General features: G+C 65.2%; 21 protein-coding genes and 1 pseudogene. 9 read left to right on the forward strand and 13 right to left on the reverse strand.

The features are described 5' to 3' along the window. The first annotated feature begins 72 nt into the window (after positions 1–72). Both ACFW0B_RS22810 and ACFW0B_RS22815 read left to right on the forward strand, forming a co-directional pair. Positions 73–489 carry a PaaI family thioesterase gene (locus tag ACFW0B_RS22810; RefSeq protein WP_449151258.1) on the forward strand — a complete coding sequence of 139 codons (417 nt, stop codon included), beginning with the start codon at positions 73–75 and terminating at the stop codon, positions 487–489. Between the two features lie 105 nt (positions 490–594). After that, positions 595–2598, forward strand: a complete 2004-nt coding sequence (locus ACFW0B_RS22815; protein ID WP_449151259.1) for a peptidase U32 family protein — start codon at positions 595–597, stop codon at positions 2596–2598. A 49-nt stretch (positions 2599–2647) separates the two neighbouring features. Here ACFW0B_RS22815 and ACFW0B_RS22820 read toward each other — a convergent pair whose 3' ends face one another. Continuing rightward, positions 2648–3520, reverse strand: a complete 873-nt coding sequence (locus ACFW0B_RS22820; RefSeq protein WP_449151260.1) for a CAP domain-containing protein — start codon at positions 3518–3520, stop codon at positions 2648–2650. Between the two features lie 200 nt (positions 3521–3720). Here ACFW0B_RS22820 and chrA point away from each other — a divergent pair, with 200 nt between their 5' ends. Continuing rightward, complete coding sequence (gene chrA / locus ACFW0B_RS22825; protein ID WP_449151261.1) at positions 3721–5085, forward strand: chromate efflux transporter; 1365 nt, start codon at positions 3721–3723, stop codon at positions 5083–5085. A gap of 68 nt (positions 5086–5153) precedes the next feature. On the opposite strand, the gene ACFW0B_RS22830 is transcribed toward chrA, so the two are convergent. The 7 genes from ACFW0B_RS22830 to ACFW0B_RS22860 form a co-directional block, all read right to left on the reverse strand. After that, on the reverse strand, positions 5154–5354 hold the full coding sequence (locus ACFW0B_RS22830; RefSeq protein WP_449151276.1) for a hypothetical protein: 201 nt from the start codon (positions 5352–5354) through the stop codon (positions 5154–5156). Positions 5355–5382: 28 nt separating this feature from the next. Beyond that, entirely contained in the window at positions 5383–6819 is a 1437-nt protein-coding gene (gene ccoN / locus ACFW0B_RS22835; protein ID WP_449151262.1) for a cytochrome-c oxidase, cbb3-type subunit I, read from the reverse strand. Positions 6820–7354: 535 nt separating this feature from the next. Continuing rightward, a complete protein-coding gene (locus tag ACFW0B_RS22840) occupies positions 7355–8023 on the reverse strand; it encodes a TIGR04211 family SH3 domain-containing protein (protein WP_449151263.1) in 669 nt (222 codons plus the stop codon). Positions 8024–8389: 366 nt separating this feature from the next. Continuing rightward, a complete protein-coding gene (gene nfsB / locus ACFW0B_RS22845) occupies positions 8390–9043 on the reverse strand; it encodes an oxygen-insensitive NAD(P)H nitroreductase (RefSeq protein ID WP_449151264.1) in 654 nt (217 codons plus the stop codon). Positions 9044–9220: 177 nt separating this feature from the next. Continuing rightward, positions 9221–9973, reverse strand: coding sequence for a hypothetical protein (locus ACFW0B_RS22850; RefSeq protein WP_449151265.1), 753 nt, complete (start codon positions 9971–9973; stop codon positions 9221–9223). A gap of 158 nt (positions 9974–10131) precedes the next feature. Continuing rightward, positions 10132–11646 carry a DUF5666 domain-containing protein gene (locus tag ACFW0B_RS22855; protein WP_449151266.1) on the reverse strand — a complete coding sequence of 505 codons (1515 nt, stop codon included), beginning with the start codon at positions 11644–11646 and terminating at the stop codon, positions 10132–10134. Further along, the gene (locus ACFW0B_RS22860) at positions 11643–12497 is read right to left on the reverse strand and encodes a DUF6502 family protein (protein ID WP_449151267.1); all 855 of its coding nucleotides are present in this window, start codon (positions 12495–12497) and stop codon (positions 11643–11645) included. The genes ACFW0B_RS22855 and ACFW0B_RS22860 overlap by 4 nt, the downstream gene beginning before the upstream one ends. Before the next feature lie 294 nt (positions 12498–12791). Between ACFW0B_RS22860 and ACFW0B_RS22865 the strand changes: the two genes are divergently transcribed. Then, complete coding sequence (locus ACFW0B_RS22865) at positions 12792–13445, forward strand: hypothetical protein (RefSeq protein ID WP_449151268.1); 654 nt, start codon at positions 12792–12794, stop codon at positions 13443–13445. Positions 13446–14075: 630 nt separating this feature from the next. Here the strand turns inward: ACFW0B_RS22865 and katG are convergent. After that, entirely contained in the window at positions 14076–16271 is a 2196-nt protein-coding gene (gene katG, locus ACFW0B_RS22870; protein ID WP_449151269.1) for a catalase/peroxidase HPI, read from the reverse strand. A gap of 275 nt (positions 16272–16546) precedes the next feature. Next, a complete protein-coding gene (locus ACFW0B_RS22875; RefSeq protein WP_449151270.1) occupies positions 16547–17467 on the reverse strand; it encodes a LysR family transcriptional regulator in 921 nt (306 codons plus the stop codon). Positions 17468–17661: 194 nt separating this feature from the next. Here ACFW0B_RS22875 and ACFW0B_RS22880 point away from each other — a divergent pair, with 194 nt between their 5' ends. Beyond that, the gene (locus ACFW0B_RS22880) at positions 17662–17868 is read left to right on the forward strand and encodes a tautomerase family protein (protein ID WP_449151271.1); all 207 of its coding nucleotides are present in this window, start codon (positions 17662–17664) and stop codon (positions 17866–17868) included. A gap of 132 nt (positions 17869–18000) precedes the next feature. Continuing rightward, entirely contained in the window at positions 18001–18732 is a 732-nt protein-coding gene (locus tag ACFW0B_RS22885; RefSeq protein WP_449151272.1) for an SDR family NAD(P)-dependent oxidoreductase, read from the forward strand. Between the two features lie 126 nt (positions 18733–18858). Here the strand turns inward: ACFW0B_RS22885 and ampC are convergent, their stop codons facing one another. Continuing rightward, positions 18859–20037, reverse strand: a complete 1179-nt coding sequence (gene ampC, locus ACFW0B_RS22890) for a class C beta-lactamase (RefSeq protein ID WP_449151273.1) — start codon at positions 20035–20037, stop codon at positions 18859–18861. A 90-nt stretch (positions 20038–20127) separates the two neighbouring features. After that, positions 20128–21357, reverse strand: coding sequence for a cytochrome c biogenesis protein DipZ (locus ACFW0B_RS22895; RefSeq protein WP_449151274.1), 1230 nt, complete (start codon positions 21355–21357; stop codon positions 20128–20130). A 275-nt stretch (positions 21358–21632) separates the two neighbouring features. Between ACFW0B_RS22895 and ACFW0B_RS22900 the strand changes: the two genes are divergently transcribed. The 3 genes from ACFW0B_RS22900 (at position 21633) to ACFW0B_RS22910 (ending at position 24306) form a co-directional block, all read left to right on the forward strand. Further along, positions 21633–22373, forward strand: a complete 741-nt coding sequence (locus ACFW0B_RS22900) for a response regulator (RefSeq protein WP_190833831.1) — start codon at positions 21633–21635, stop codon at positions 22371–22373. Beyond that, the gene (locus tag ACFW0B_RS22905) at positions 22373–23680 is read left to right on the forward strand and encodes a sensor histidine kinase (RefSeq protein WP_449151277.1); all 1308 of its coding nucleotides are present in this window, start codon (positions 22373–22375) and stop codon (positions 23678–23680) included. The genes ACFW0B_RS22900 and ACFW0B_RS22905 overlap by 1 nt, the downstream gene beginning before the upstream one ends. A 125-nt stretch (positions 23681–23805) precedes the next feature. Continuing rightward, complete coding sequence (locus ACFW0B_RS22910; protein WP_449151275.1) at positions 23806–24306, forward strand: HvfX family Cu-binding RiPP maturation protein; 501 nt, start codon at positions 23806–23808, stop codon at positions 24304–24306. A 62-nt stretch (positions 24307–24368) separates the two neighbouring features. On the opposite strand, the pseudogene ACFW0B_RS22915 reads toward ACFW0B_RS22910, so the two are convergent. After that, positions 24369–24593 (reverse strand): annotated as a pseudogene (locus tag ACFW0B_RS22915) (arginine-ornithine antiporter); the annotation flags it as partial.

Here is a 24593-nt window from a genome sequence, read left to right on the forward strand (position 1 = left end):
TGGCGCCGGCATGGACAGTGACGAGCGCCTGTGGCAGCGTCCGCTCGACACTTGCGAACCAGGGAGACCGGTGTGGCTGACAAGACAGAAGCGATCGCGCGATTCATCAAGCAGGAATTCCCCCAGACCCGCGTCGAGGTCGACGCCGTGGGCGAACGCAGCGCCCGGGTGTCCCAGGCGGTGGACGAATCCGACCTGCGGCCCGGCGGCACGGTGTCCGGGCCGACGCTGATGGCCCTCGCCGACGTGGCGCTGTACGTCGCCCTGCTCGGGGAAATCGGCATAGTGCCTCTGGCGGTCACCACCAGCCTGACCATCAACTTCCTGCGCAAACCCGAGGCCAGCAAGCGTGTCATCGGCGAATGCCGGCTGATGAAAGTCGGCAAGACCCTCGCGGTGGGCGAGGTTTCGCTCTATTCGGAGGGCTTCGATGAGCCGGTGGCCCACGTGGTGGGCACCTATTCGATCCCGCCGGCACATATGCGCTAGAGGGCCAGGCGCAAGCTCCGCGTCACCATCCGGCACCCCATGGATGCCCGGGCGCCACAGGCCCGGTACAATGCGCCCCCTGCTACGTGCCGGATCGTGATTGCCATGTCTTTGCCCAAGAACCAACTAGAACTGCTCAGCCCCGCCCGCGACGTCAATATCGCCCGCGAGGCCATCCTGCATGGCGCCGATGCCGTGTACATCGGCGGCCCGAGCTTCGGCGCCCGCCACAACGCCTGCAACGAAGTGACGGAAATCGCCAGGCTGGTGGAGTTCGCCCACCGCTTCCATGTGCGGGTGTTCGTCACCCTCAACACCATCCTCCACGACGACGAGCTGGAGCCGGCACGCAAGCTGATCCACGAACTCTACGACGCCGGCGTCGACGCGCTGATCGTGCAGGACATGGGGGTCCTCGACCTGGACATCCCGCCCATCGAGCTGCACGCCAGCACCCAGACCGACATCCGTACCCTGGAGCGCGCCAAATTCCTCGACCAGGCCGGCTTCTCCCAGCTGGTGCTGGCCCGCGAACTGAACCTCAAGCAGATCCGCGCCATCGCCGACGAAACCGACGCGGCCATCGAGTTCTTCATCCACGGCGCCCTGTGTGTGGCCTTCTCCGGCCAGTGCAACATCTCCCACGCCCAGACCGGCCGCAGCGCCAATCGGGGCGACTGCTCCCAGGCCTGCCGCCTGCCCTACACCCTGAAAGACGACCAGGGCCGCGTGGTGGCCTTCGAGAAGCACCTGCTGTCGATGAAGGACAACAACCAGAGCGCCAACCTCAGCGCCCTGGTGGACGCCGGCGTGCGCTCCTTCAAGATCGAAGGGCGCTACAAGGACGCGAGCTACGTCAAGAACATCACCGCCTACTACCGCCAGCGTCTGGACGGCATCCTCGAAGGACGCCCGGATCTGGCCCGCGCGTCCAGCGGCCGCACCGAACATTTCTTCGTGCCGGACCCGGACAAGACCTTCCACCGCGGCAGCACCGACTACTTCGTCACCGAGCGCAAGATCGACATCGGCGCCTTCGACACGCCGACCTTCACCGGCCTGCCGGTAGGCCAGGTGGAGAAGGTCGGCAAGCGCGACCTGCTGGTCGTGACCCATGAGCCGTTGTCCAACGGCGATGGCCTCAACGTGCTGGTCAAGCGCGAGGTGGTGGGCTTCCGCGCCAACATCGCCGAGCTGAAGGACGAGCTCGAGGAAGACGGCGAGAAGCGCTGGCGCTACCGCGTCGAGCCCAACGAGATGCCCGCCGCCCTCTCCCGCCTGCGCCCGAACCATCCGCTGTCGCGCAACCTGGACCACAACTGGCAGCAGGCCCTGCTGAAGACGTCCGCCGAACGCCGGGTCGGCCTCGACTGGAAGGCCAGCCTGCGCGAAGAAGCCCTGGAGCTGACCGCCACCAGCGAGGAAGGCGTGAGCGCCAGCGTCAGGCTGGACGGCCCCTTCGGCGCCGCCAACAAGCCTGAACAGGCCCTGGAGCAACTGCACGACCTGCTCGGCCAGCTGGGTACCACCCAGTACCACGCACGGACGATCGAGCTGGACGCGCCGCAGGCCTTCTTCATCCCGAACTCGCAACTCAAGGCCCTGCGCCGTGAAGCCATCGACGCGCTGACCGAGGCCCGGGTGAAGGCCCACCCGCGCGGCAGCCGCAAGGCCGAGACCAACCCGCCGCCGGTGTACCCGGATGCGCACCTGTCGTTCCTGTTCAACGTGTACAACCAGAAGGCCCGCGACTTCTATCACCGCCACGGCGTGCAGCTCATCGACGCCGCCTTCGAGGCCCACGAGGAAACCGGCGAAGTGCCGGTGATGGTCACCAAGCACTGCCTGCGCTTCTCCTTCAACCTCTGCCCCAAACAGGCTAAGGGCGTGACCGGCGTGCGCACCAAGGTCGCGCCGATGCAGCTGGTGCATGGCGACGAAGTGCTGACCCTGAAGTTCGACTGCAAGCCCTGCGAGATGCACGTGATCGGCAAGATCAAGGGTCATATCCTCGACCTGCCGCAGCCGGGCAGCAATGCGAGCAATGTGGTCGGGCAGATCACCCCGGACGACCTGCTGAAAACCATCCGCCACCGTTCACCACACTGAGCACCTCCTGCCCCTCGCGCCGCGCAATGCGGCGTGCCGGGGCAGGCTGTCAGCGCGTTCCCAGCAGCAGGGTCCAGTAGATTCCGGCATCGCTTTGCGGGTCCACCGCGTAGCCCGCGCCCAACTCGGTGAACCTCGGGTCCATGATCTTCGCGCAATATTCCGGGGTGGCCAGCCAGCCTTCGATCACGCTCACCGACCGGCCGGAACCCGCGGCGATGTTCTCGCCGAGCGGCCCGCCGCGGTAGCCGGCAGCCCGGGCCAGGTCGGCCGGGTGTGGGCCGGTGGCAGGCGTGCGGGCGAAGAAGTTGCCGTTGGCCATGGCCCGGCTGTAGCGCTCGGCGGCCGTGCCGAGGGCGGCGTTCCAGGCCACGGGCGGTGCCGGGGTGAAGGTGGCGTCTCCACAGTTGCGTGAACGGGTGCGCAGCGCATTGACCAGTACCAGCAGCAGCTGGCCTTCCTCTTGCCACTCGCCGAGATCGCCATCCAGCAACGGCCGCGCCAGCACGATGCGCCAGCTGTTGCCGGCCTGGCTGACGCCGATATCGACGAACTGGGGATCGAGCAGCGAACGGCAATGCCGGGTTTGCAGCAGCGCAAAGGCCGCCTGGGCATCGGCCGGGCCGGTCAGGTGGATGGTTTTCGCGCTGGCGGCCTGATATCCGGATCGCAGCAGATGCTCCTGCCAGTAGCTACTGTCTTCCACCGGCAGCGCCAGGCGTGGTTCCACCACTAGCGGCGTCAGGACTTCCGCCGGCTGCCCGGCACAGGTCTGCGGGTGGGTGCGGTAGGCGTTGATCGCCACTATCAACTGCGCATCTGCGCTCGCCGCGTGGGCGCTGCCGGCGAGGACCCCGAACAGCAGCCCAAGGGCCTTTAACCCGACCGCAGCGATGCTTGTCCATGAATGAAGTCCCGGCATGGCCAATCCTCCGGCAAACGACGCAGCACTCCCGATATTCGACCCGCACAAACCACGCGCGTTGCTCCGGCGAACGGTGCTTTTTCGTGCGCCAATGCGAGAGTAATGCGATGCTTCGAGCCCCTGAAGACAGTTTCCAGCTGGCCCCGCCCTTCATCGAGTTGCAGCCCTGGCCACCTTTGCGAGCGAAGAGAAAAACCATGGATGAAACCGCCCTGCGTTCCACCGGGGAGTCGCGCCCCCTCGCCGCTCCCGTGGGTCTGTTAGAGGCGTTCCTGTTCTGGCTCAAGCTGGGCTTCATCAGCTTTGGTGGCCCGGCCGGGCAGATCGCGATCATGCACCAGGAGTTGGTGGAGCGGCGCCGCTGGATCAGCGAACGGCGCTTCCTCCACGCCCTGAACTACTGCATGTTGCTGCCCGGTCCGGAGGCCCAGCAACTGGCGACCTACATCGGCTGGCTGATGCACCGGACCTGGGGCGGCGTCATCGCCGGGGCGCTTTTCGTGCTGCCCTCGCTGTTCATCCTGATCCTGCTGTCCTGGGTCTACATCGCCTTTGGCGAAGTGCCGGTGGTGGCCGGACTCTTCTATGGCATCAAGCCGGCGGTGACCGCCATCGTGGTCCATGCGGCCCATCGCATCGGCTCGCGGGCGCTGAAGAACGGCTGGCTGTGGGGGATTGCCGCGGCCTCCTTCGTGGCGATCTTCGCCCTCGACCTGCCCTTCCCGCTGATCGTGCTGGGCGCCGCCCTGCTCGGCTACGTCGGTGGCCGCGTCGCGCCGGCCAGTTTCGCCGTCGGCGGTAGGCCCAGCGCGGTCGGGGCCAGCCATGGGCCGGCGCTGATCGATGACCACACGCCAACGCCCGAACATGCACGTTTTCGCTGGTCGCGCCTGGTGCTGCTGGTGGCGGTCGGCGCCCTGCTCTGGATGCTGCCCATGGCCCTGCTCACCGCCGTCTTCGGCTGGCAAGGCACCCTCACCCAGATGAGCTGGTTCTTCACCAAGGCGGCGCTGCTCACCTTCGGCGGCGCCTACGCTGTGTTGCCCTATGTCTACCAGGGCGCGGTGGGCTACTACGGCTGGCTGACCCCGACGCAGATGATCGACGGCCTGGCCCTGGGCGAAACCACGCCGGGGCCGCTGATCATGGTGGTGGCTTTCGTCGGCTTCCTGGGTGGCTACCTGCACCCGATGTTCGGCGCCGACCTGACATTTCTCGCCGGCGCCGTCGCCGCCAGCCTGGTGACCTGGTTCACCTTCCTGCCCTCCTTCCTGTTCATCCTCGCAGGCGGGCCACTGGTGGAGTCCACCCACAACGAGCTGAAATTCACCGCGCCACTCACCGGCATCACGGCCGCCGTGGTCGGCGTGATCCTCAATCTGGCGCTGTTCTTCGGCTACCACGTGCTCTGGCCGCAAGGCTTCGAAGGCCGCTTCGACTGGCCCTCGGCGGTGATTGCCCTGGCCGCCGCCGTGGCGCTGTTCCGCTTCCAGCGTGGCGTCATCCAGGTACTGCTGGCTTGCGCTGTCACGGGCCTGGCGGTGCACCTGCTGGGAAGCTGACCAGTCCAACTGCAACAGCAAGGAACAGGCCCCTCGCGGGAGCAAGGGGCCTGCATTGGCCGCGGGAGTCAGGCGGTGAAGCGGTCGAAGCCTGGCGCCAGGGCGGTTTCCGACAAGGGTTCGACCACCCGCTCGCAGCGCCGGCCGGTCGCGCGGGTCATGCGCGCGGCTGCTTCCGGATCATCGGCGAAGGGTAACAGCGCGGCCTGCTCCAACTCCTCAGGGGGCTGTCGCAACAGCCGGCATACGCTGATACAGAAGGCGATCATCGCGAACAAGGTCAGCATTCCCGAGTCCTCAGGCGCAGGCCGCAGCCGGATAACCTTCGGTGCGCTCGCCGGAACGGACCGTGAGCCAGACGTTGAAGGCCATCAGCAGCATGCCGCTGGCGAAGGTGGCACCGCCGATCAGTCGCACCACATAGCCCGGATGGCTGGCCTCCAGCGTCTCGACGAAGGAGTACGTCAGCGTGCCGTCGGCATTGATCGCGCGCCACATCAGGCCCTGGGTGATGCCGTTGACCCACATGGAGGCGATGTACAGCACGGTGCCGATGGTGGCCAGCCAGAAATGCGCGTTGACCAGCCGCTCGCTGTGCATCCGCTCAAGGCCATACAGGCGCGGCACCATGTGATAGAGGGCGCCGATGGAGATCATCGCCACCCAGCCCAGGGCGCCGGAATGCACGTGGCCGATGGTCCAGTCGGTGTAGTGGGACAGCGCGTTGACCGTCTTGATCGCCATCATCGGGCCTTCGAAGGTGCTCATGCCGTAGAAGGCCAGAGACACCACCAGGAAACGCAGGACCGGGTCGTCGCGCAGCTTATGCCAGGCGCCGGAGAGGGTCATCATGCCGTTGATCATGCCGCCCCAGGACGGCGCCAGCAGGATCACCGACATCGCCATGCCGAGGCTCTGTGCCCAGTCCGGCAGCGCGGTGTAGTGCAGGTGGTGCGGGCCGGCCCAGATGTACAGGCTGATGATCGCCCAGAAGTGCACGATGGACAGGCGATAGGAGTAGATCGGCCGCTCGGCCTGCTTCGGCACGAAGTAGTACATCATCCCGAGGAAACCCACCGAGAGGATGAAGCCCACCACACTGTGGCCGTACCACCACTGGATCATCGCGTCCGTCGCGCCGGAATAGGCGGAGTAGGACTTGAACAGGCTGACCGGGATCGACACGTGATTGATCACGTGGACCATGCCGGTGACGATGATGAAGGCGCCGTAGAACCAGTTGCCGACGTAGATGTGCCGGACCTGGCGCCGGGCGATGGTGCCGAAGAACAGGTAGGCGTAGACCACCCACAGCAGCGCCACCCAGAGGGCGATGGGCCATTCCATCTCGGCGTATTCCTTGGCCGTGGTGATACCCAGCGGGTAGCTCAGGATCATGGCGATCATCGCGGCCTGCCAGCCCCAGAACACGAAGTTGGCCAGGCGGTCGGACATCAGCCGGACGCGGCAGGTGCGCTGCACGACATAGAAGGATGTGGCGAACAGCGCGCCGCCGCCGAAGGCGAAGATCACCAGGTTGGTATGCACCGGGCGGATGCGCCCGAAGCTTAGCCAGGGAATGCCCGCACCCAACTCGGGCCAGACCAGCTGTGCGGCGATGAACACACCCATGCCCATTCCGAGGATTCCCCAGAGCAGCGTGGTCAGGGTGAAACGGCGAACGATCTCGTAGTTGTAGGCCTCGGAGGCTTCGAGGGGGGTTGCAGTGGCCATCTTGGTTCCATCTAGGTTCTGGATTGCAAGGCGCTCCCCCTGCCTCGCGGCAGCCGTGACCGAAGACCGTGGAATCACGAACCTTCGTGGGGAGCCGCAATAGTCTGCAGATCCTGAATAGATGAAACAAACTAATAATAATGCAGCATTAGTGCATTTATTTTCATATCAAATGACCGCATCGATAGCATGCAGCGGTCAGTGCCAGCCTCCAGCTTGAAAGCCGCCCTGGCCCCGGCTCGCGAGCCGCGGGACAGGCCCAAGCCATGAAAACTCTTGAGCCAAGCCAGCATTGAAAGTCATTTGAACGTGGGAAACCACGTCCTGAAGACGTGGCTATGTGTCATCGGCTCTGCCTGTGACGATTCGTAGGCTCGGGCTGGCAGGATGAAAGCGATCGGGTAGGTCCAGAACCAGGGAGAAAGAGGTCGGCGTTGTACTCGGTAGTGGATGCGCCCCCTTCCAGGGGGCTACCGCAAGTCCACGTTCTACTAACGTGAATGTTTACTGAAATCACATCTGGCGCAGAAGCGGATCAGATCCACTGGTCGTTGCGCTTGCGCTTGACCCGCAGCAGGGTCGGCAGGATCAGGCCGGCCAGCAGTCCGGCACCGGCAATGCTGCCGCCGTAGACCATGTAGCGCATCAGCACCTGCTTGTTCTCTTCCCCCAGCTGCGCCTGGGCATCCCGCAGTTCGGAGCGTACCTGGGTCAGTTCGGAGTCCAGCGCCGAACGCGCCGCCTGGAGTTCATCGATCAGTTTCTTGCGTGCGTCCAGGGTCTCTTGCATGCCCTGCACACGGTTCTTCCAGGTGTCGTCGATGCCGTCGAGCTGGGCAGTCAGTTCGGCCACCTTCTGCTCCAGTTGCGGCAGGCGCTCGGCCTGGCCGGGCACCGTCTGCAGGTCGCGGCTGGGAATCCACACGCTGTTGCCGCTCTCGCTGCGCACCTGGCTGTAGTCGCCCTGGTTTTTCAGGAGTTCGACTTTCTGTCCCGAGGTCAGGGTGCCGACGATGCGATAGCCATCGGTGGGGCCGCTGCGAACATAAGTCGTCAGGCTGTCGCTTACCCAGCGCGCGTTGCTCGCGGGTTCCTCGGCCTGCGCCGGTGCTCCGGCCATCACCAGGCCACCCAGCAGGATGGCGCCGAGCACGTGGCGTGGGAACGGGGAAACACGGGCAGGGAAAGAACAGTGTCGGGACATGGGCAATCTTCACATGGCGATGGAATGGAACCCGAAATACGGGCGCGAAAAGCCGGCCGGGCAAATAGTTCTGGATAGGAAAACCACGGAGGAAAGCTGGCCCGCAACCATCGCCCGCAAGCGATTGGCCATGCGCTTCCCCGTGGGGCCGACAGCGGACAGACAGCGCAATGGCGCAATGAGTTCATTTACGCCCGTCGGGACAGGATGGGCGGCGCACAACGACAAGGCCCCGCATCGGCGGGGCGTTGTCGTTGGCCATGTCTGCGCCAAGCTTGTAGCCGGATGAAATCCGGGAGCGGCGGTGGAACTTTTCCCGGATTCCATCCGGGCTACTTCCTGAAAGCTCCGCGAGCAAGCTCGCTCCTACAGCACGCTGATGACCTGCTCGGCCGGCAGGCGCGACTTGGGCAGTGCGGCGTTGAAGTCCTTCTCGCTGCGGTGGCCGAGGGCGACCAGCACCACGCTGGTGAAACCGCGCTCGCGCAGGCCCAGTTCGGCATCCAGGGCCACGGCGTCGAACCCTTCCATGGGCGTGGCATCCACCCCCAGCGCGGCAGCGCCGAGCAACAGGGTGCCCAGGGCCAGGTAGGCCTGCTTCTCCATCCAGTGCTGCAGATCCTTGCGCTCGAAGCGGTGCAGGTCCACATAGCTCTGGCGGGTACGGAACTGCGCGGCACGCTCTTCGGCATTGCGGTAACGCCCGTCGTCCTGCTCTTGCTGGAGCACCTGTGCCAGGTGGGCGTCGGTGAGATCGGTGCGGGAGCAGATGAGGATGACGTGGGAAGCGTTCAGCACCTTGGACTCGTTGTAGGCGTAGCTGCCGAGGGTGCCCTTGGCCAGGCGGGCCTTGCCTTCCTCGGTGCCGGCGACCACGAAGTGCCAGGGCTGGGAGTTCACCGAAGACGGCGCCTGGTGAAGCATCGTCAGCAGTTCGTCGATGGTTTCCTGGGGAATACGGCGGGCCGGGTCGTAGGCCTTGGTGGTGTAGCGCTGGGTTGCGAGGGAAGCGAGGTTCATGGCTGAGCTCCATTGTCGATGATGGCCAGCCGGGCGAACGTGCCCGGCCAGCGTCTGGGGCGGGAGTCTGCCGGGGAATTGCCGTCGCAAACAGCAGCGAGGCGAAGAAGGACTTTCAAAGCAGAAACGAAAATAGGCCGGGTTGGCTGGTTATTTTCGCACCAGCGATAGCCTGAATCAGAAGGAATGGCTGAGCAGCACGCCGCCGCCGGATTCCGGGCTGGCATCGGAAAAGCCCGCCAGCGCGTACAGCTGGACCTTCCAGTCCGGCCCGAGCCTTTGCGTCAGGAACAGGCTGAATTCCTGGATCTCGTCGCCGTCGGAAGTCAGCTTCTGCCGCCAGTCATAGGCCGCGCCCACGGAGGTGTTCGGCGCAAGCCGGGTGACCAGGCCGATCGAGGTGTAGAACGGGTCACGGAAGTCGGTACCCGAAGGGTCGCCGAACTTGCGCCAGCCGAGGGTGACGAAGCCGCTGAAAGCACCGAAGCCCCTGGTGAGATCGACCTGCGCGGAAAAGTCGGTCTTGCCGGTGCCCAGGCATTTGTCCTCATCGGCCGTCGGCAGCTTCACCTTGCCGATCAGGTCCACCAGCAGGCTTGTGCCGTCGCTGCCATCGAGCAATGCATAGTCGGCGCTGGCCACGGTGTCGCCCACGCCCTCCTCCACGCCGCCGCAATCGCCGGACACGGGCACGCCATCCGGCCCCACGGCAGGGTTGGTGATGCGCAGGTAGGGAACGGTCAGCTTGTAGATCATCGGCCCGGTTTCGTACTTGGCGATCACCGGCACGTACCAGGTCTCGCTGGTCGCCGGGGTGCCGTAGGAGCCCTGGGAGTAGTCGAGCCCGGTGGACAGAGTGAAGACATCCGATTGGGCGGGCAGCGCCAGGAACAGCAACAGACCGGGGACAAGCGCGCGGTTTGGGCTCATGTCTACCTCGTTGCGGAGCGGACTTCGACCTTCAGGCCAGCGCATTGACCAAGCCAGGCAAGGCGCTCGGGGCGTGGCAGTTACTTGCACCCTGCCCCGCGTCCAGGCGTCCGGGCGAGATGCTTTTCCCAGCTTAGCTGGCCTTGTGGAATCCGCGCTCAATGAGAACCGGAATGATCTTCCCGCTCGGGCCGCTCTACCTTTTCGGGTCGTTCCACCTTTTCGGGTCGTTCCACCTTGTCGGGTCGCTCGACGCGTTCCACCCGCTCGACCTTTTCGACCCTTTCAACCCGGTCCGGCTTGTCCACCCTGTCGGAACGCTCGATCCGCTCGATCCGTTCGATGCGCTCCACGCGAACGCCGTCCTGGAATATCTCGATCCGTTCGCGGGTTTCCACGCGGTCGCCGGACTCGCGGGTTTCCACCCGCTCCCGACGCAGCAGGTCGCCGGTGGGCGATACCTCCTGTCGCTCGACGCGCTGCCGGGTCTCGCCGTTCTCGACGCGCACGCGGGTCTCATTGCGGTTGCCGGACCCTGAGTTGTCACTGGCGTGACCGTCCGTATCACGCGAGTCATCCGCGGCGCCTGAGTCGTCCGAATCCTCGCCGTGATGGCCAGAGCCCTGCTGGGATGCGCCGTCCCGATGCTCGCGGAGGACCTCGATCTGGTCGGCACGGATGGTCCGTCCCTTGTCGAATACGCCATGCACGCGGATACGCTGGCCCGCCGCGAGGTCGGCATGTTTGCCGCCGGTGAAGGCGGTGTCGTCGCCCACGTAAGCCGTGAATCCGCCCAATTCGATGCGGTTGCCCTGTTGCGAGTGCACCAGGCCTTCAATCAACGCCTTGCCGGAACGCCCACCAAACGGCAGCCCCGGATCGACGCGGGTTTCGGCCACTTTCAACGCCTTGCCGTCCCAGGTGCCGCGGACCAGCACCTCGGCGCTGCGCGGCAGCGACTTGCTCAACGCCAGCCCCTGCAGCTCGCCGGGTCGCTGGACGGCGCCGATGGCGCTGGCCTGGGTCAGCTTGGGCGCCCGATCGATGCGGCTGGCAACCACTTCGCCCTGGGCATTGCGCAGGCCGCTCACCCGTACCGGTTCGCCGATGCGCAGGCCCTCGGCCACCCGTGCCCCAGGCGCGATTCGAACCGGCTGACCCATTACCTGCAAGGCCGCGGTTCCATTCGCGGCCCTGGTCACCGGGCCTTCATAGGCGTGGAGAATCGCAATGCGCCTGGCCTCCAGGCCCCGTGCCGAAGTACCGGCTTCCACTGCAACCACCTGGCCGATGGCCAGGCGATTGGCACTGGCGGGCACGCCGTTTTCGCTGAGCGCAACCTTGTTGTCGAAGTGCACTTCAACGCCGTTGACGCAAATGGAGCCGAAGCCAGTGATGGTGCCGACGATGCCCGTGCCACCAATGCCGCCGTCGCCCGCAGGCGCGCCCGTGCCGCCGATACCGCCATGCGCGGCCGGAGCTCCGGTGCCACCGACGCCGCCGTTCTCCATTGGCGCGCCGGTGCCCCCCATTCCGCCGGTCGCCACCGCGCCCGTGCCGCCCATGCCGCCGGGATCGAGGCAGGCGGGCGCTGCGTTCGCGGAAGGAATGGCGACCAGCAATGGCGCGCAGACCAGGGCCAGGGTGCACAGCACGCGTGAGGCGATGTTCATGACGACCCCGGGGTCTTTGACTTGGGAACTGCTGGCGGATTGGGTTCAGTGTAGAAATACAAGCCGATGGTGATGCGCTGGCGAGCCTCGGGAGGCGGAATGTCCTTGCTTTCCAGATCAGCGGCCAATTGGTTGAAGGCGATCAGCACCTGCATGCCTTCATCCCTGACCGCTTCGCGCAGTTGGTCGACGCTGTCCGGGGAAAGGCTGTCGTAGTGAACACTGCGCTCGAAGAACGGCTCGGTCGTCTCAGTGAGGTTGTGCACGGCGGCGCAGGCATGGTCATGGAGGTTGTGGCGGAAGTAGGCCGCCTTCTCGTCGAATCCGCGCTGCGGGATGAAGGCCATGGTTTCCAGGTGCACGCGGTCCTGGTCGTCTATCCGAACGATGCCGAGGCGCTGCCATTCATCCAGCACCACGCGGGCGCGGATGTCCTTGCTGACCTTCGCCACCAGTGCGTCGAACGAGACTTCACCGCCAGCGCTCGCCAGGCGTGCCAGCGGCAATGGCTTCCCCGGCTTGGCGCAGAACGGTGTGTCGTTCATCCAGACACTGACCAGGTGGGCGCCGAAGGACACATTTTCCGGCAGCTCGTTCGCCTCTGCGCCAGCCCCTGAACGGAGCCGTTTGACGTCCTTGCGATGGACGCCGGTGAGCAGGCTGATCCTGCTGTCGGTAGGGCTCTTGTCGTCGAGGCGGAATTCACGCTCGGCAACGTCGACGAAAATCTGCTTGAGCAGCTCGGCGAAGCAGTTGTAGGTCACCCCTTTCCGCAGCATCAACCTCACAATCGGGCGCATGACGTGTTTCAGCGCCGGCAATAGCGAGGGCGGGAAAGCGGGCAATTGCATTCAAGGCACTCCTGTCGAAATGAATACGGAGGCTATGTCTGCATCAACTGTTGCCTCCAGGAGCCTTGCAGGGCCTGGTTTGCCAGCGAAACGGGGTCATTCGCTGGCAAGCCAGTCCCTACCGGCAAAACGGGGAGAACGCCGCCCCACTCTCTTTGACGGTGTCGGTCGACCGATGATCCTGCTTCGGTTCCCTGGGGCGACCAGCGCCACCGTCATTACCAGACAGATGTCACAAGACCCGGAGCTACGCCGGGTCTTGTGGACGTACGGACGGTCCGATCAGGCTCCGCCGTGATCATCGCCGACGTCGTGGCCGGGACCATCGTCGGCACCATGGCCTACGCCGTGGGGGCCACCGAGGTCGTGGCCAGGACCATCGTCCGCACCGTGGCCTACACCGTGGGGTCCGCCGACGTCATGGCCGGGACCATCGTCCGCACCGTGGCCGACGCCGTGGGGTCCGCCGACGTCATGGCCGGGACCATCGTCCGCACCGTGGCCGACGCCGTGAGGTCCGCCGACGTCATGGCCAGGACCATCATCCGCGCCGTTGCGACCACTATTGGCGCTTCCCGGTCCACTGTTGCCGCCATTGTCGGAGCCATGACCACCGTGACCCGATCCGCCATGGCCGCCGCCATCGCCAGAATGACCGCCGCCATCGCCACCGTGGCCACCACCGCTGCCGCTACCGCCGTGGCCGCCGCCGTGACCGCCACCACCGCCCCCGCTACCACTGCCGCCACCGCCGTGACCGCCACCACCCCCACCGCCGCTGCCGCCACCACCGTGGCCACCGCCGCCCCCACCACCATGGCCGCCACCGCCATGGCCGCCGCCGCCACCACCACCGCTACCACCTCCGCCGCCGCCGCTGCCACCATCCTTGGCGTATACGTGGGAGAAGGTACCGATGGAATCGGGCACGAGGACTGTCGAGGCTGAGAGAACGCCACCAATGGCCAGAGCCAGCAAGCATTTCCTGAGCAGCATGATGAACCTCCACAGGATGGTGCGTAGTCATCTCCCTATCGAACGCACGAGATTGAAGTTTCGCGACCGCCCGGTTGAAGCGGCCAATCAGCCGGCTTTTCATTTGCCGACAACAATGAAGTCAACCGCTAACATCAAGCAGTCCGTGTAAACGAGATCGGAACTTGCTGTGGGAAAATTTCCCACATCCTCAGACTAGCCCCCCGTGAATGGCTGTCAACGACCGGCTATCCGGTAACCCGAGAACGAAGGACATCCTCGGACCTTGGCTTTGGCGCGTTCTACCAGGCCAGGATGATTTGTGCCGCACCGGCGCAAATCCCCCTCTCCCTCCGGGAGATCGACTGAGGGAGTAATGCCTTGGCGCGGAGTCCGGGAGAATGTAAGCGAGCTCTGCTCGCGATTCGCTGCATGGGACATTCGCGAGCAGAGCTCGCTCCTGCACAACGCCACAACGCCACAACGCCCTGCGCGCGTGGTCACGCCGCTCTCGGTTCCAGATGAACAACGTCGCCGGCAGAAAGCTCCTGCCGGCGGCGTCGGGTTGGGAATGACAGGCCCGTCAGGGCCTGCCTGGTGCGGTCACTTGAGGTCGTAGCGGTCCAGGTTCATCACCTTGGTCCAGGCGGCGACGAAGTCGCGTACGAAGGCCTGCGGCGAGTCGCTGCTGGCGTAGATCTCCGCAATCGCCCGGAGCTGGGCGTTGGAGCCGAAGACCAGGTCGACCACGGTGGCGGTCCACTTGAGATCGCCGCTGGCGCGATCACGGCCTTCCATTACGTGCTCGTTGGCGGCGGAACGCTGCCACGCCGTGCTCATGTCCAGCAGGTTAACGAAGAAGTCGTTGGTCAGCGTTTCCGGACGCTTGGTGAAGACGCCATGCTGCGACTTGCCGAAGTTGGCACCCAGGACACGCAGGCCACCCACCAGGACAGTCATCTCGGGGGCGCTCAGCCTGAGCAGTTGTGCCTTGTCCACGAGCATTTCCGCGGCCGAGCCTTCGTAGCCCTTCTTCGTGTAGTTGCGGAAGCCGTCGGCGAGCGGTTCCAGCACCGCGAAGGAGTCCACATCGGTCTGGGCCTGGGAGGCATCGGTCCGGCCCGGCGCGAACGGCACGCTCACATCGAAGCCGGCCTTCTTCGCGGCGGATTCGATACCGACGCCACCGGCCAGCACGATCAGGTCGGCGAGGGACACCTTCTTGCCGGTGGCATTGAAGTCCTTCTGCACGCCTTCCAGCGCCGCGATGACCTTCGCCACTTCAGCCGGCTGGTTCACCTCCCAGTCTTTCTGCGGAGCGAGACGCAGGCGGGCACCGTTGGCGCCACCGCGCTTGTCGCTGCCACGGAAGCACGAGGCGGCGGCCCAGGCGGTGCTGACCAGCTGCGAAACGGACAGCCCGGTCGCGGCGATCCTGGTTTTCAGATCAGCCACGTCCTGCTCGTTCACCAGCGGATGGTCGACGGGCGGAACCGGGTCCTGCCAGATCAGCTCTTCCTTCGGCACCAGCGGGCCGAGGTAGCGGCTGCGCGGGCCCATGTCGCGGTGGGTCAGCTTGAACCAGGCACGGGCGAAGGCATCCTCCAGTTCCTTCGGATTGTCCTTGAAGCGCCGGGCGATCTTCTCGTAGATCGGGTCCATGCGCATCGACATGTCGGCGGTGGTCATCATCGGTGCGTGACGCTTGTTCGGGTCATGGGCATCGGGCACGACTCCATCGCCCGTGGTCCCCTTGGGCTTCCACTGATAGGCGCCCGCCGGGCTCTTGGTCAGCTCCCACTCGTAGCCGAACAGGGTTTCCAGGTAGCTGTTGTCCCATTTGGTAGGCGTTGGCGTCCAGGCACCCTCCAGGCCGCTGGTGATGGCGTCGCCGGCCTTGCCACTGCCGAATGCGTTCTTCCAGCCCAGGCCCATTTCGGTGACATCGGCCGCCTCGGGCTCCGGACCGACATTGGCCGCATCGCCTGCACCGTGGCACTTGCCGAAGGTATGGCCGCCCACGGTAAGGGCGACGGTTTCTTCATCGTTCATCGCCATGCGGGCGAAGGTTTCGCGCACATCGCGACCGGACGCCACTGGGTCGGGATTGCCGTCCGGACCTTGCGGGTTCACATAGATCAGGCCCATCTGCACCGCAGCCAGCGGACTTTCCAGCTGGCGGTCACCGGAGTAGCGGCTGTTGGGCTTGTCGCTGGTGGCCAGCCATTCATGCTCGGCGCCCCAATAGACGTCCTCTTCCGGTTCGTAGATGTCCACGCGGCCGCCACCGAAGCCGAAGGTCTTGAAGCCCATGGACTCCAGCGCGACGTTGCCGGCGAGGATCATCAGGTCGCCCCAGGACAGCTTGTTGCCGTACTTCTGCTTGATCGGCCAGAGCAGGCGGCGTGCCTTGTCGAGGTTGCCGTTGTCCGGCCAGCTGTTGAGGGGAGCGAAACGCTGGTTGCCGGTACCGGCACCACCACGCCCGTCCGCGATGCGGTAGGTACCCGCGGCGTGCCAGGCCATACGGATGAACAGCGGACCGTAATGGCCGTAGTCCGCCGGCCACCAGTCCTGGGAGTCGGTCATCAGGGCGGTGAGGTCCTTGATCACTGCGTCGAGGTCAAGGGTCTTGAAGGCTTCGGCATAGTTGAACTCAGCTCCCAGTGGGTTGGATTCGGCCGAATGCTGATGAAGGATCTTGAGGTTGAGTTGGTTGGGCCACCACTCCGCATTCGATGGCACGACACCGGCGATCACATTCTTCCCTGAGAAAGGGCATTTTGCTTCGCTTGACATGCTTATCTCCTCTTCTTGTCTTCAGCCAACCAGTCTATTCAGCTTGGAATCGAGGGAGCGACCCAGCCAATAGGTTTTGAGAATCGCATTCATAGTAGACAAGGATCGTGAATCCCACGTTTGCAGCGACTGCGTGCAAGCGTTGATCTACACGCTGCGCCGTCGAGATCTCGCGGCAGATCAATGGCTTCTGCGGCCTGTCACGCAAAGCGTCGAGGTAATTCAGCAGGATGATGAAGCGAGGTTTTGTCCATAGAGGGTCTTGATCGCGGCATTCAGGCATTCCATTGCTGCCTGTGCTCCATCAGGAAATCAATGAAGGCACGCAGGCGCAGAGGGACGTGGCGGCCGTGGGGATACAGCAGCGTGTATGGGCGAGAGCGCCCGCCGAATGCCTGGAGCACTTCGACCAGTGAGCCTTCTTCCAGCTCGCGCTCGACGATGAAGCGATAGGTCTGGAACAGACCGGCGCCATGCCTGGCCAGCGTCACCCCGCCCAGCACATCGTCCGAGCAGCAGTAATTGCCGCTGGTGAAAATCTCCCTCTCCCGGCCTTGTTCATTGAACAGCCAGGAGATACGGCGTCCGCTGCTGGGCAGTTCGAACTGAATGCAATCGAACCTCTCCAGGTCGTCCAGCGATTGCGGCGTGCCCACCCTGGCCAGGTACTCCGGCGTGGCGATCACCACGAGCTGGGCATCCTCCAGATGCCGGGCGATCAGCGTCGAATCGGGTTGGGCGCGAACGCGGATCGCCAGGTCGTAACCTTCGCCCACGAAGTCGATGTTGCGATTGCTCAGGTGGATGTCGATTTTCACGCCGGGGTGGCGCTCGCGGAATCGCGCCAGCAGCGGCAGGATGCGGTAATGGCCGTAGGTAGTGGGAATGCTGATGCGCAACTCTCCCGTGGGCTCGAGCTGCTTGCCCATCACTTCACGCTCTGCCTCCACCAATTGGGTAAGCGCCTGCCGGCATTGCTCGAAGTAGGAGCGGCCGCTGTCCGTGAGTCGGATGCTGCGGGTCGTCCGTACGAACAGCCGGGTGCCGAGACGCTCCTCCAGCCGCGAGATCGAGCGGCTCACCGCAGCCGGCGTGACCCCGGCCGAGAGTGCGGCGGAGGTGAAGCTTCCCTCCTCCGCGGCAAGACAGAAGAGCTCGATGCTGCCTAGCTGGATGTCGTCAAAGTGGCGCTTCACGATTCATTACACCGCGTATCAACTGAAGTATCCAAGCCTACATTTATCGGCTGAATGGGCACAAATATAGTTCGCCCCATGCAGTCGATACCCGCACCTTCCGGTCGCTGCCAAGGCTTTCCCTGTCCACGGGCAGGCAGTGGCTGAACACGGACCTGGTGCCACCACCCACCACTCCTCCCTGGAGGCTCAAGATGCCGTTCGTAAGCGTTCGTATCACCCGCGATGGCGTGACCCGGGAACAGAAGGCCCAGGTCATCGCCGAGATCACCGACACCCTGCAGCGCGTGCTGGGCAAGCGCCCGGATCTCACCCACATCGTCATCGAGGAAGTGGACACCGACAACTGGGGCTACGCCGGTATGACGACTACGCAATACCGCAAGAACCAGCCTGGATGAGACTCGCCCGTCCATGGATCCGGCAACGGCCGCCATTCGCGACGGCTGCCACGCAATAGCGTCCCCATGCAGCGAAGCCCCTCGATCACCTGCTGCGGCAAGCAGCACGACCCACTTTGTGAGGAAGTCACCATGAGCAAGAAAACTGTCGTCATCACCGGCGCATCCAGCGGTATCGGCCTGGGCCTGGCCCGGGCCTTCCTCGACGCTGGCTACAACGTCGTCGGCACCGCCCGCTCCGCCGAACGCCTGCAAGAAGCCGCCGCCAGCCTGGGTAACCCGGCCAGCTTCGTCGGCGTCGCCGGTGACGTGGCCGACCCGGCCGCCGCCCGCAATGCCTTTGCCGCTGCGATCGAAGCCTTCGGCAGCGTCGAAGTGCTGGTCAACAACGCCGGCTTCTTCCTGCCCAAGCCCTTTATCGAGTACACCCCGGAAGACCTGGAAGCCCTGCTGGACACCAACCTCAAGGGCGTGGTCTACACCTCCCAGGTGGCGGCCGCGCACATGCAGCGGCAAGGCGGTGGCCACATCGTCAACATCTCCGCTTCGGTGGCCCTGCAACCCAACATCAGCGTTCCGGCGGCCCTGCCGGTACTGATCAAGGGCGGCGTCAACCAGATGACCCGCGCCCTCGCACTGGAACTGTCGCCGCACAACATCCAGGTGAACGCGGTCGCCCCCGGCATCATCGACACCCCGATGCACGACCCGGCCGCCCGCGAGTTCCTTAACAACCTGGCGCCGTCCGGACGCGTGGGTACCGTCGAAGAGATCGCCGAAGCCGTCCTGTACCTGGCCGGCGCGAACTTCACCACCGGCGTCGTCCTGGCCGTGGACGGCGGTATGAGCACCGGCAAGTGGTGATTCCCGGGCCACGGCGGCTGCATGGCCGGTAGGGATTCCTGCAAGGTCGATCTCGGACTTCGCGCCAGCCTGACGCTTCCCTCTCCCCCGGCCCCTCTCCCAAAGGGAGAGGGGTGACTTGCGCCCCTAGCGAGTGGCTTGCCCCGCCTCCAGCTCGCCAAGAATCCGATAGGCCAGCTTCACCCGTTCCTCGTTCGGGTAGTTCTTGTTGGCCAGCAACACAATGCCCAGTTGTTTCTCCGGCACGAACGCCACGTAGGCGCCGAAGCCGTCGGTGGCGCCGGTCTTGTTGACCCAGACTGCCTTCTGCGGCGGCAAGGGCGGTTCGATGGCGGTGACCGCGTGGCTTTCCAGCGCCATCCGGCTGCCATTGCCTTGCACCAGGGCGTCCAGCGCCGCCGGGTAGCTGTACTGCTCCCAGATCAGGTCCTGGGTCATGGCGCCGAGCTTGTAGTAGCCGGTCCGGGTAGCGTCGAGGGCGCGTTGCAGTCCTGCCTCCAGCGGAACCTGGCCGAGATGGGTCTCGACGAAATGCAGCAGGTCCTTGCTGCTGGTCTTCACCCCGTAGGCCTCATTGGCCAGCAGCGCCGGGTTCACCCGTACCGGCGCATCTTCCTTGTTGTAACCCTGGGCGTAGCGCGGCATCGCCTCGGGCGGAACCTCGATGAAGGTATTGCCCATACCGAGCCTGGGCAGCAGCTCGCTTTCCATGGCGCTTACATAGGGCTTTTCCAGGGTGCTGGCGGCAACCACGCCCAACAGGCCGATGCTGGGGTTGGCATAGGTCCGGTAGGTGCCCGGGGCGTATTGCGGCTGCCAGGCGCGGTAGTAGTCCGTCAGCTGTCGGCGGGTGCGGACGCTATCCGGCAGTTGCAGGGGAAAGCCGCCGGCGGTGTGGGTGGCCAGGTTGATCAGCGTCACCTGGTCGAGTCGGCTGCCCTTGAGTTCCGGCAGGTAGCGGCTGGGGCTTTCGGTGAGCTGGAGCTTGCCGAGGGATTCGGCGTAGGCGGCCAGGGTGACGGTCAGAGTCTTGCTGACCGAGCCGACTTCGAAAAGCGTCTCGCGGGTGACCGCCTGCTGCGTCGCCCTGGACGCCACGCCGAAGTTGTAGAAGCGCTGCTCGCCCCTGGCAGTGAGCGCGATGGCCAGGCCGGGAATGCCGTATTGCTGCATGACCTGGCGAGCCGCCTGCCGGACGCTGGCATCGAGGCCGGTCGCCTGGGCGCTGGCCATGACCTGACCGCTGAGGCCGGCCGCCAGTGCAAGCAGGAGTATGGGTGCGTGGCGCTGTCCTGTCGGGCGCATCGGGAGAGTCCTTCGGTCATGAATGGGTGGGAGAACCTACCACCTCGGGCGAGGGCTTCCAAAACCCGTTCATGACCGGATATTGCTCCATCAGGTTGCGCTGGCGTCCTTCGCCGCCGCGTCGCGCTCCTGCAGCAGCTTCTGGATGATCGCCTCCTGCTCGTCATAGTCGCCCTCTCCAACATGCAGGTAACGCACGCGGCCATTGGCATCGATGAAGTAATGCGCGGGCCAGTACTGGTTGGTGAAGGCATTCCAGATGCGGTACTGGTTGTCGATGGCCACCGGGTGCTTCACGCCGAGGCGGACAGTCGCCTTGCGCACATCATCGATGATCCGCTCGAAGGGGTACTCGGGCGTGTGCACGCCGATCACCACCAGGCCCTTGTCGGCATAACGCTCCGCCCAGTGATTCACGTACGGCAGGCTGTTGCGGCAGTTGATGCAGTCGAAGGTCCAGAAGTCCACCAGCACTACCTTGCCAAGCAACTGTTCGTTGCTGAGCGGCGGGCCATTGAGCCACTGGGTGGCGCCATCCAGCGAGGGCATGGCGCCCATGTCCGGCAGTTGCCCGACATCTTCGGCACGGGCGCTGCTCACCAGTTTCTCCAGCAGCAGCGGAACGCCGTCGATCACCTTGCGCTCCAGTGCGGACGCCAGGCGCGAATCCCCCACGCCGGCCAGCCGGTCCGTGGTGCCGCTGGCGATGCCGACCACTGCCAGCAGGGCCAGGGCGCCGGCGCCGCGACGCAGCCACTCCACGGTTCCCAGCGACAGCTTCGCGCGCTGGAAGGCACTCCGACCGAGGAAGATCAGCGCCCCCATCGCCACGGCGCTGCCGAGGCCATAGCTGAGCAGCAGCAGGCTGGTGGACGCACTGGGGCCGTTGAGCATGGCGCCAGACAGGATCAGCCCCAGGATGGGGCCGGCACAGGGCGCCCACAGCAAGCCGGCGGCGAACCCCATCAGCCAGGCCGAAAGCGTCGGCGGCAAGCGCCGGGCGTCGCCATGCAGGCGGTCACCCAGCCACAACCAGGGGCGCGACACCCAGGAGCCGAAACGGCTGGACAGCAGGGCCAGCGCCGAAACCGCCAGCAACGCCAGGGCCAGGTAACGGCCCCACTGGCTGGCGTGGATCACCCACTGGCCGGAAACCACCGCCAGGCTCGCCAGCACGGCAAAGCCCGAGGCCAGGCCGGCCAGGGTCAGCAAGGGAGCCCAGGCCGGGCCGCCGGCGCGGGAAAACAGCAAGGGCAGGACAGGAAGAACGCAGGGACTGAACAGGGTCAGCACCCCGCCGAGAAAGGCGACAAGGTACATGGAGGTCTCCTCGGATACGGGAAATGGGGGATGCACCACGGCATCCGTTGGCTCCCATTCCAGCGGCAGGAGGTATCGCCGATGTGTCCGCTGCGGCCGGCGATTACCCGGTCGGGTATCTGCCCGGGCTGCGGATACAGAGAGATACTTTCAACCGGAGTGCAAGCACAGGTATCTGCGCGGCGCTGGATACACTGCAATACAAAGCGCCGCGAGCAAGCCTTGCCTGCCCCGATATACTAGGTCGTCGCCAATCGAGCAGAACGAGGTTTCCCATGGACCATGTCGATCACATCCTGATCGTCGACGATGACCGGGAAATCCGTGAACTCGTCGGCAACTACCTGAAGAAGAACGGCCTGCGCGTGAGCCTGGCCGCGGACGGCCGACAGATGCGCGCTTTCCTCGAAGGCAACGTGGTCGACCTGATCGTCCTCGACATCATGATGCCCGGCGACGATGGCCTGCGCCTTTGTCGGGAGCTTCGCGTGGGCAAGCACAAGACGACGCCGGTACTGATGCTCACCGCGCGCAATGACGAGACCGATCGCATCATCGGCCTGGAAATGGGCGCCGACGACTACCTCACCAAGCCCTTCTCCGCCCGCGAGCTGCTGGCACGCATCAATGCGGTGCTGCGGCGCACGCGGATGCTGCCGCCGAACCTGCAGATCAGCGAAAGCAGCCGGCTGATCGGCTTCGGCAAATGGCGCCTGGATACCACCGCACGCCACCTGCTGGACGCCGAGGGCACCCTGGTGGCGCTGAGCGGCGCCGAGTACCGCCTGCTGCGGGTCTTCCTCGATCATCCGCAGCGGGTGCTCAGCCGCGACCAGCTGCTCAACCTCACCCAGGGCCGCGAGGCGGACGTCTTCGACCGCTCCATCGACCTGCTGGTGAGCCGGCTGCGCCAGCGCCTGCAGGACGACCCGCGCGAGTCGGCCTACATCAAGACGGTGCGCAGCGAGGGCTACGTCTTCTCGCTGCCCGTGCAGCTGATCGAGCCGTCGACGTGATGCCCCTGCCCCGCTGGCCGGGCACCCTGGCCGCACGCCTGGCGCTGATATTCCTGGCCGGGCTGGTGCTGGCCTACGGGTTGTCCTTCGCCGCGCAGTTCTACGAGCGCTACCAGACCGGCCGCAATGTGATGCTCGGCAACCTGGAGAACGATGTCAGCACCGCCGTGGCGCTGATCGACCGCCTGCCTGCGGAAGAACGCGCCACCTGGCTGCCGTTGCTGGAACGGCGCAACTACCGCTACCGGCTCGATGACGGCCAGCCGGGTGTCCCCATGGACATGGCCAATCCCCATATGGCCGCCGTCTCGATAGAACGGGCCATTGGCGAGCGTTTTCCGCTGCGTTTCGAGAACATTCCCGGCCCGATGCCCCACTTCCAGGGGCATCTGACGCTGAGCGATGGCCGGCCGCTGACGATAGACGTCACCCCCGCCCCGATTCCCGTGGCGCAGTGGCTGCCAGTGGTGCTGCTCCTGCAACTGGCGCTGCTGCTGGCCTGCACCTGGCTGGCCGTGCGCATGGCGATCGGTCCGCTGACCCGCCTGGCCGAGGCGGTCGATCATCTCGACCCGGACGCTTCCGGCCCGGTACTGGATGAGCACGGCCCCCGGGAAGTGGCCTACGCCGCCCGCGCGGTCAACTCACTGCAAGGGCGCATCGCTGCCTACCTGAAGGAGCGCATGCAACTGCTGGCGGCCATCTCACACGACCTGCAGACCCCGATCACCCGCATGAAACTGCGGGTAGAGCAGATGGAGCCTTCGGTCGAACGCGAGCGCCTCTGGACCGACCTGGATGAGATGCAACACCTGGTGCGCGAAGGGGTCGCCTATGCCCGCAGCATGGACGGCACCAGCGAAGCCCTCTGCCGGGTCGACCTCGACGCTTTCCTCGACAGCCTGGTCTGCGACTACCAGGACAGTGGCCAGGCCGTGAGCCTCACCGGTTCCAGCGGCCTGCTGCTGGAAACCCGCCCCCATGCCCTGCGCCGGGTGCTCAGCAACCTGATCGACAACGCCCTGAAATTCGGCGGCAGCGCCCGGCTGGACGTGCAACGGGATGTACAGGGCAAGGTCCTGGTGCAGGTGCTGGATGAGGGGCCAGGCATCGCCGAGGAAGAACTGCAGGAAGTGTTCAAGCCCTTCTACCGGGTCGAGAGTTCGCGCAATCGCAGCACCGGCGGCACCGGCCTCGGGCTGGCCATCGCCCAGCAACTGAGTCAGGCCCTGGGTGGCCGCCTGACGCTTTCCAACCGTGACGGCGGAGGCCTCTGCGCCCAGCTGGAACTGCGCACCAGCGCCTGAGCGATCTACACAGCGATACACAACGGGATACGGCAGGACACATCCGCGACAAGCCCCCTTGCCAACATGGGCGCAAGAGCAGCAACGGCATCCCGCCGCTGCCCCCGGATCAAAGGAGCCTGCCCATGCCCAGCCTTGCCCTCGCCCCGTTCAAGCTCGCCTTAAACCGGCTCGACCGCATCGGTGCCTGGAGCGCCGACCTGCCGCTGCGCCTGTTCCTCGCCTGGGAGTTCTTCGAATCCGGCCTGGAAAAATGGAACGGCCAGAACTGGTTCGTCGACATCCAGTCCGCCTTCCCCTTCCCCTTCAACGTGATTCCGGCGGACTTCAGCTGGCAACTGTCGATGTGGGCCGAACTGATCGCCCCCCTGCTCCTGCTGCTGGGCCTGGGCACGCGCCTGGCCACCTTCGTACTGATGATGCTGACCGTTGTCGCCATCGCCGCCGTGCACTGGCCGGAACACTGGTCGAGCCTCGCGGAACTCGCCCAGGGCTACGCCATCACCAACAAGGGCTACGGCAACTACAAGCTGCCGCTGATCTACCTGATCGCCGCCCTGCCCCTTCTGCTCGGCGGCGCCGGACGCTTCAGCCTCGACCACCTGCTGTTCCGCGACAAAGCCTGATTCGGTTGTCCAGGCGCAAGGGTGGATCACGCTTTACCGATCCACCCGACACGCACCCTGCATCAAAGGCTGAGGAACCCGCTGTACAGGCCATAGCCGGCAATCAGCGCGCCGATCAGCACCACCAGGAAAATCACCTTCTCCACCGGGGTGAACACCGGTTGCCCCAGTTCGCGCTTGGCCTTGGCGAACAGGATCGCCCCCGGTGCGTAGAGCAGTGCCGACAGCAACAGGTACTGCACCCCCGCCGCGTACACCAGCCAGACCGCGTAGAGCACGGCGATCAG

The sequence above is a fragment of the Metapseudomonas phytobenefica genome, assembly GCF_043392685.1.
GTDB lineage: Bacteria > Pseudomonadota > Gammaproteobacteria > Pseudomonadales > Pseudomonadaceae > Metapseudomonas.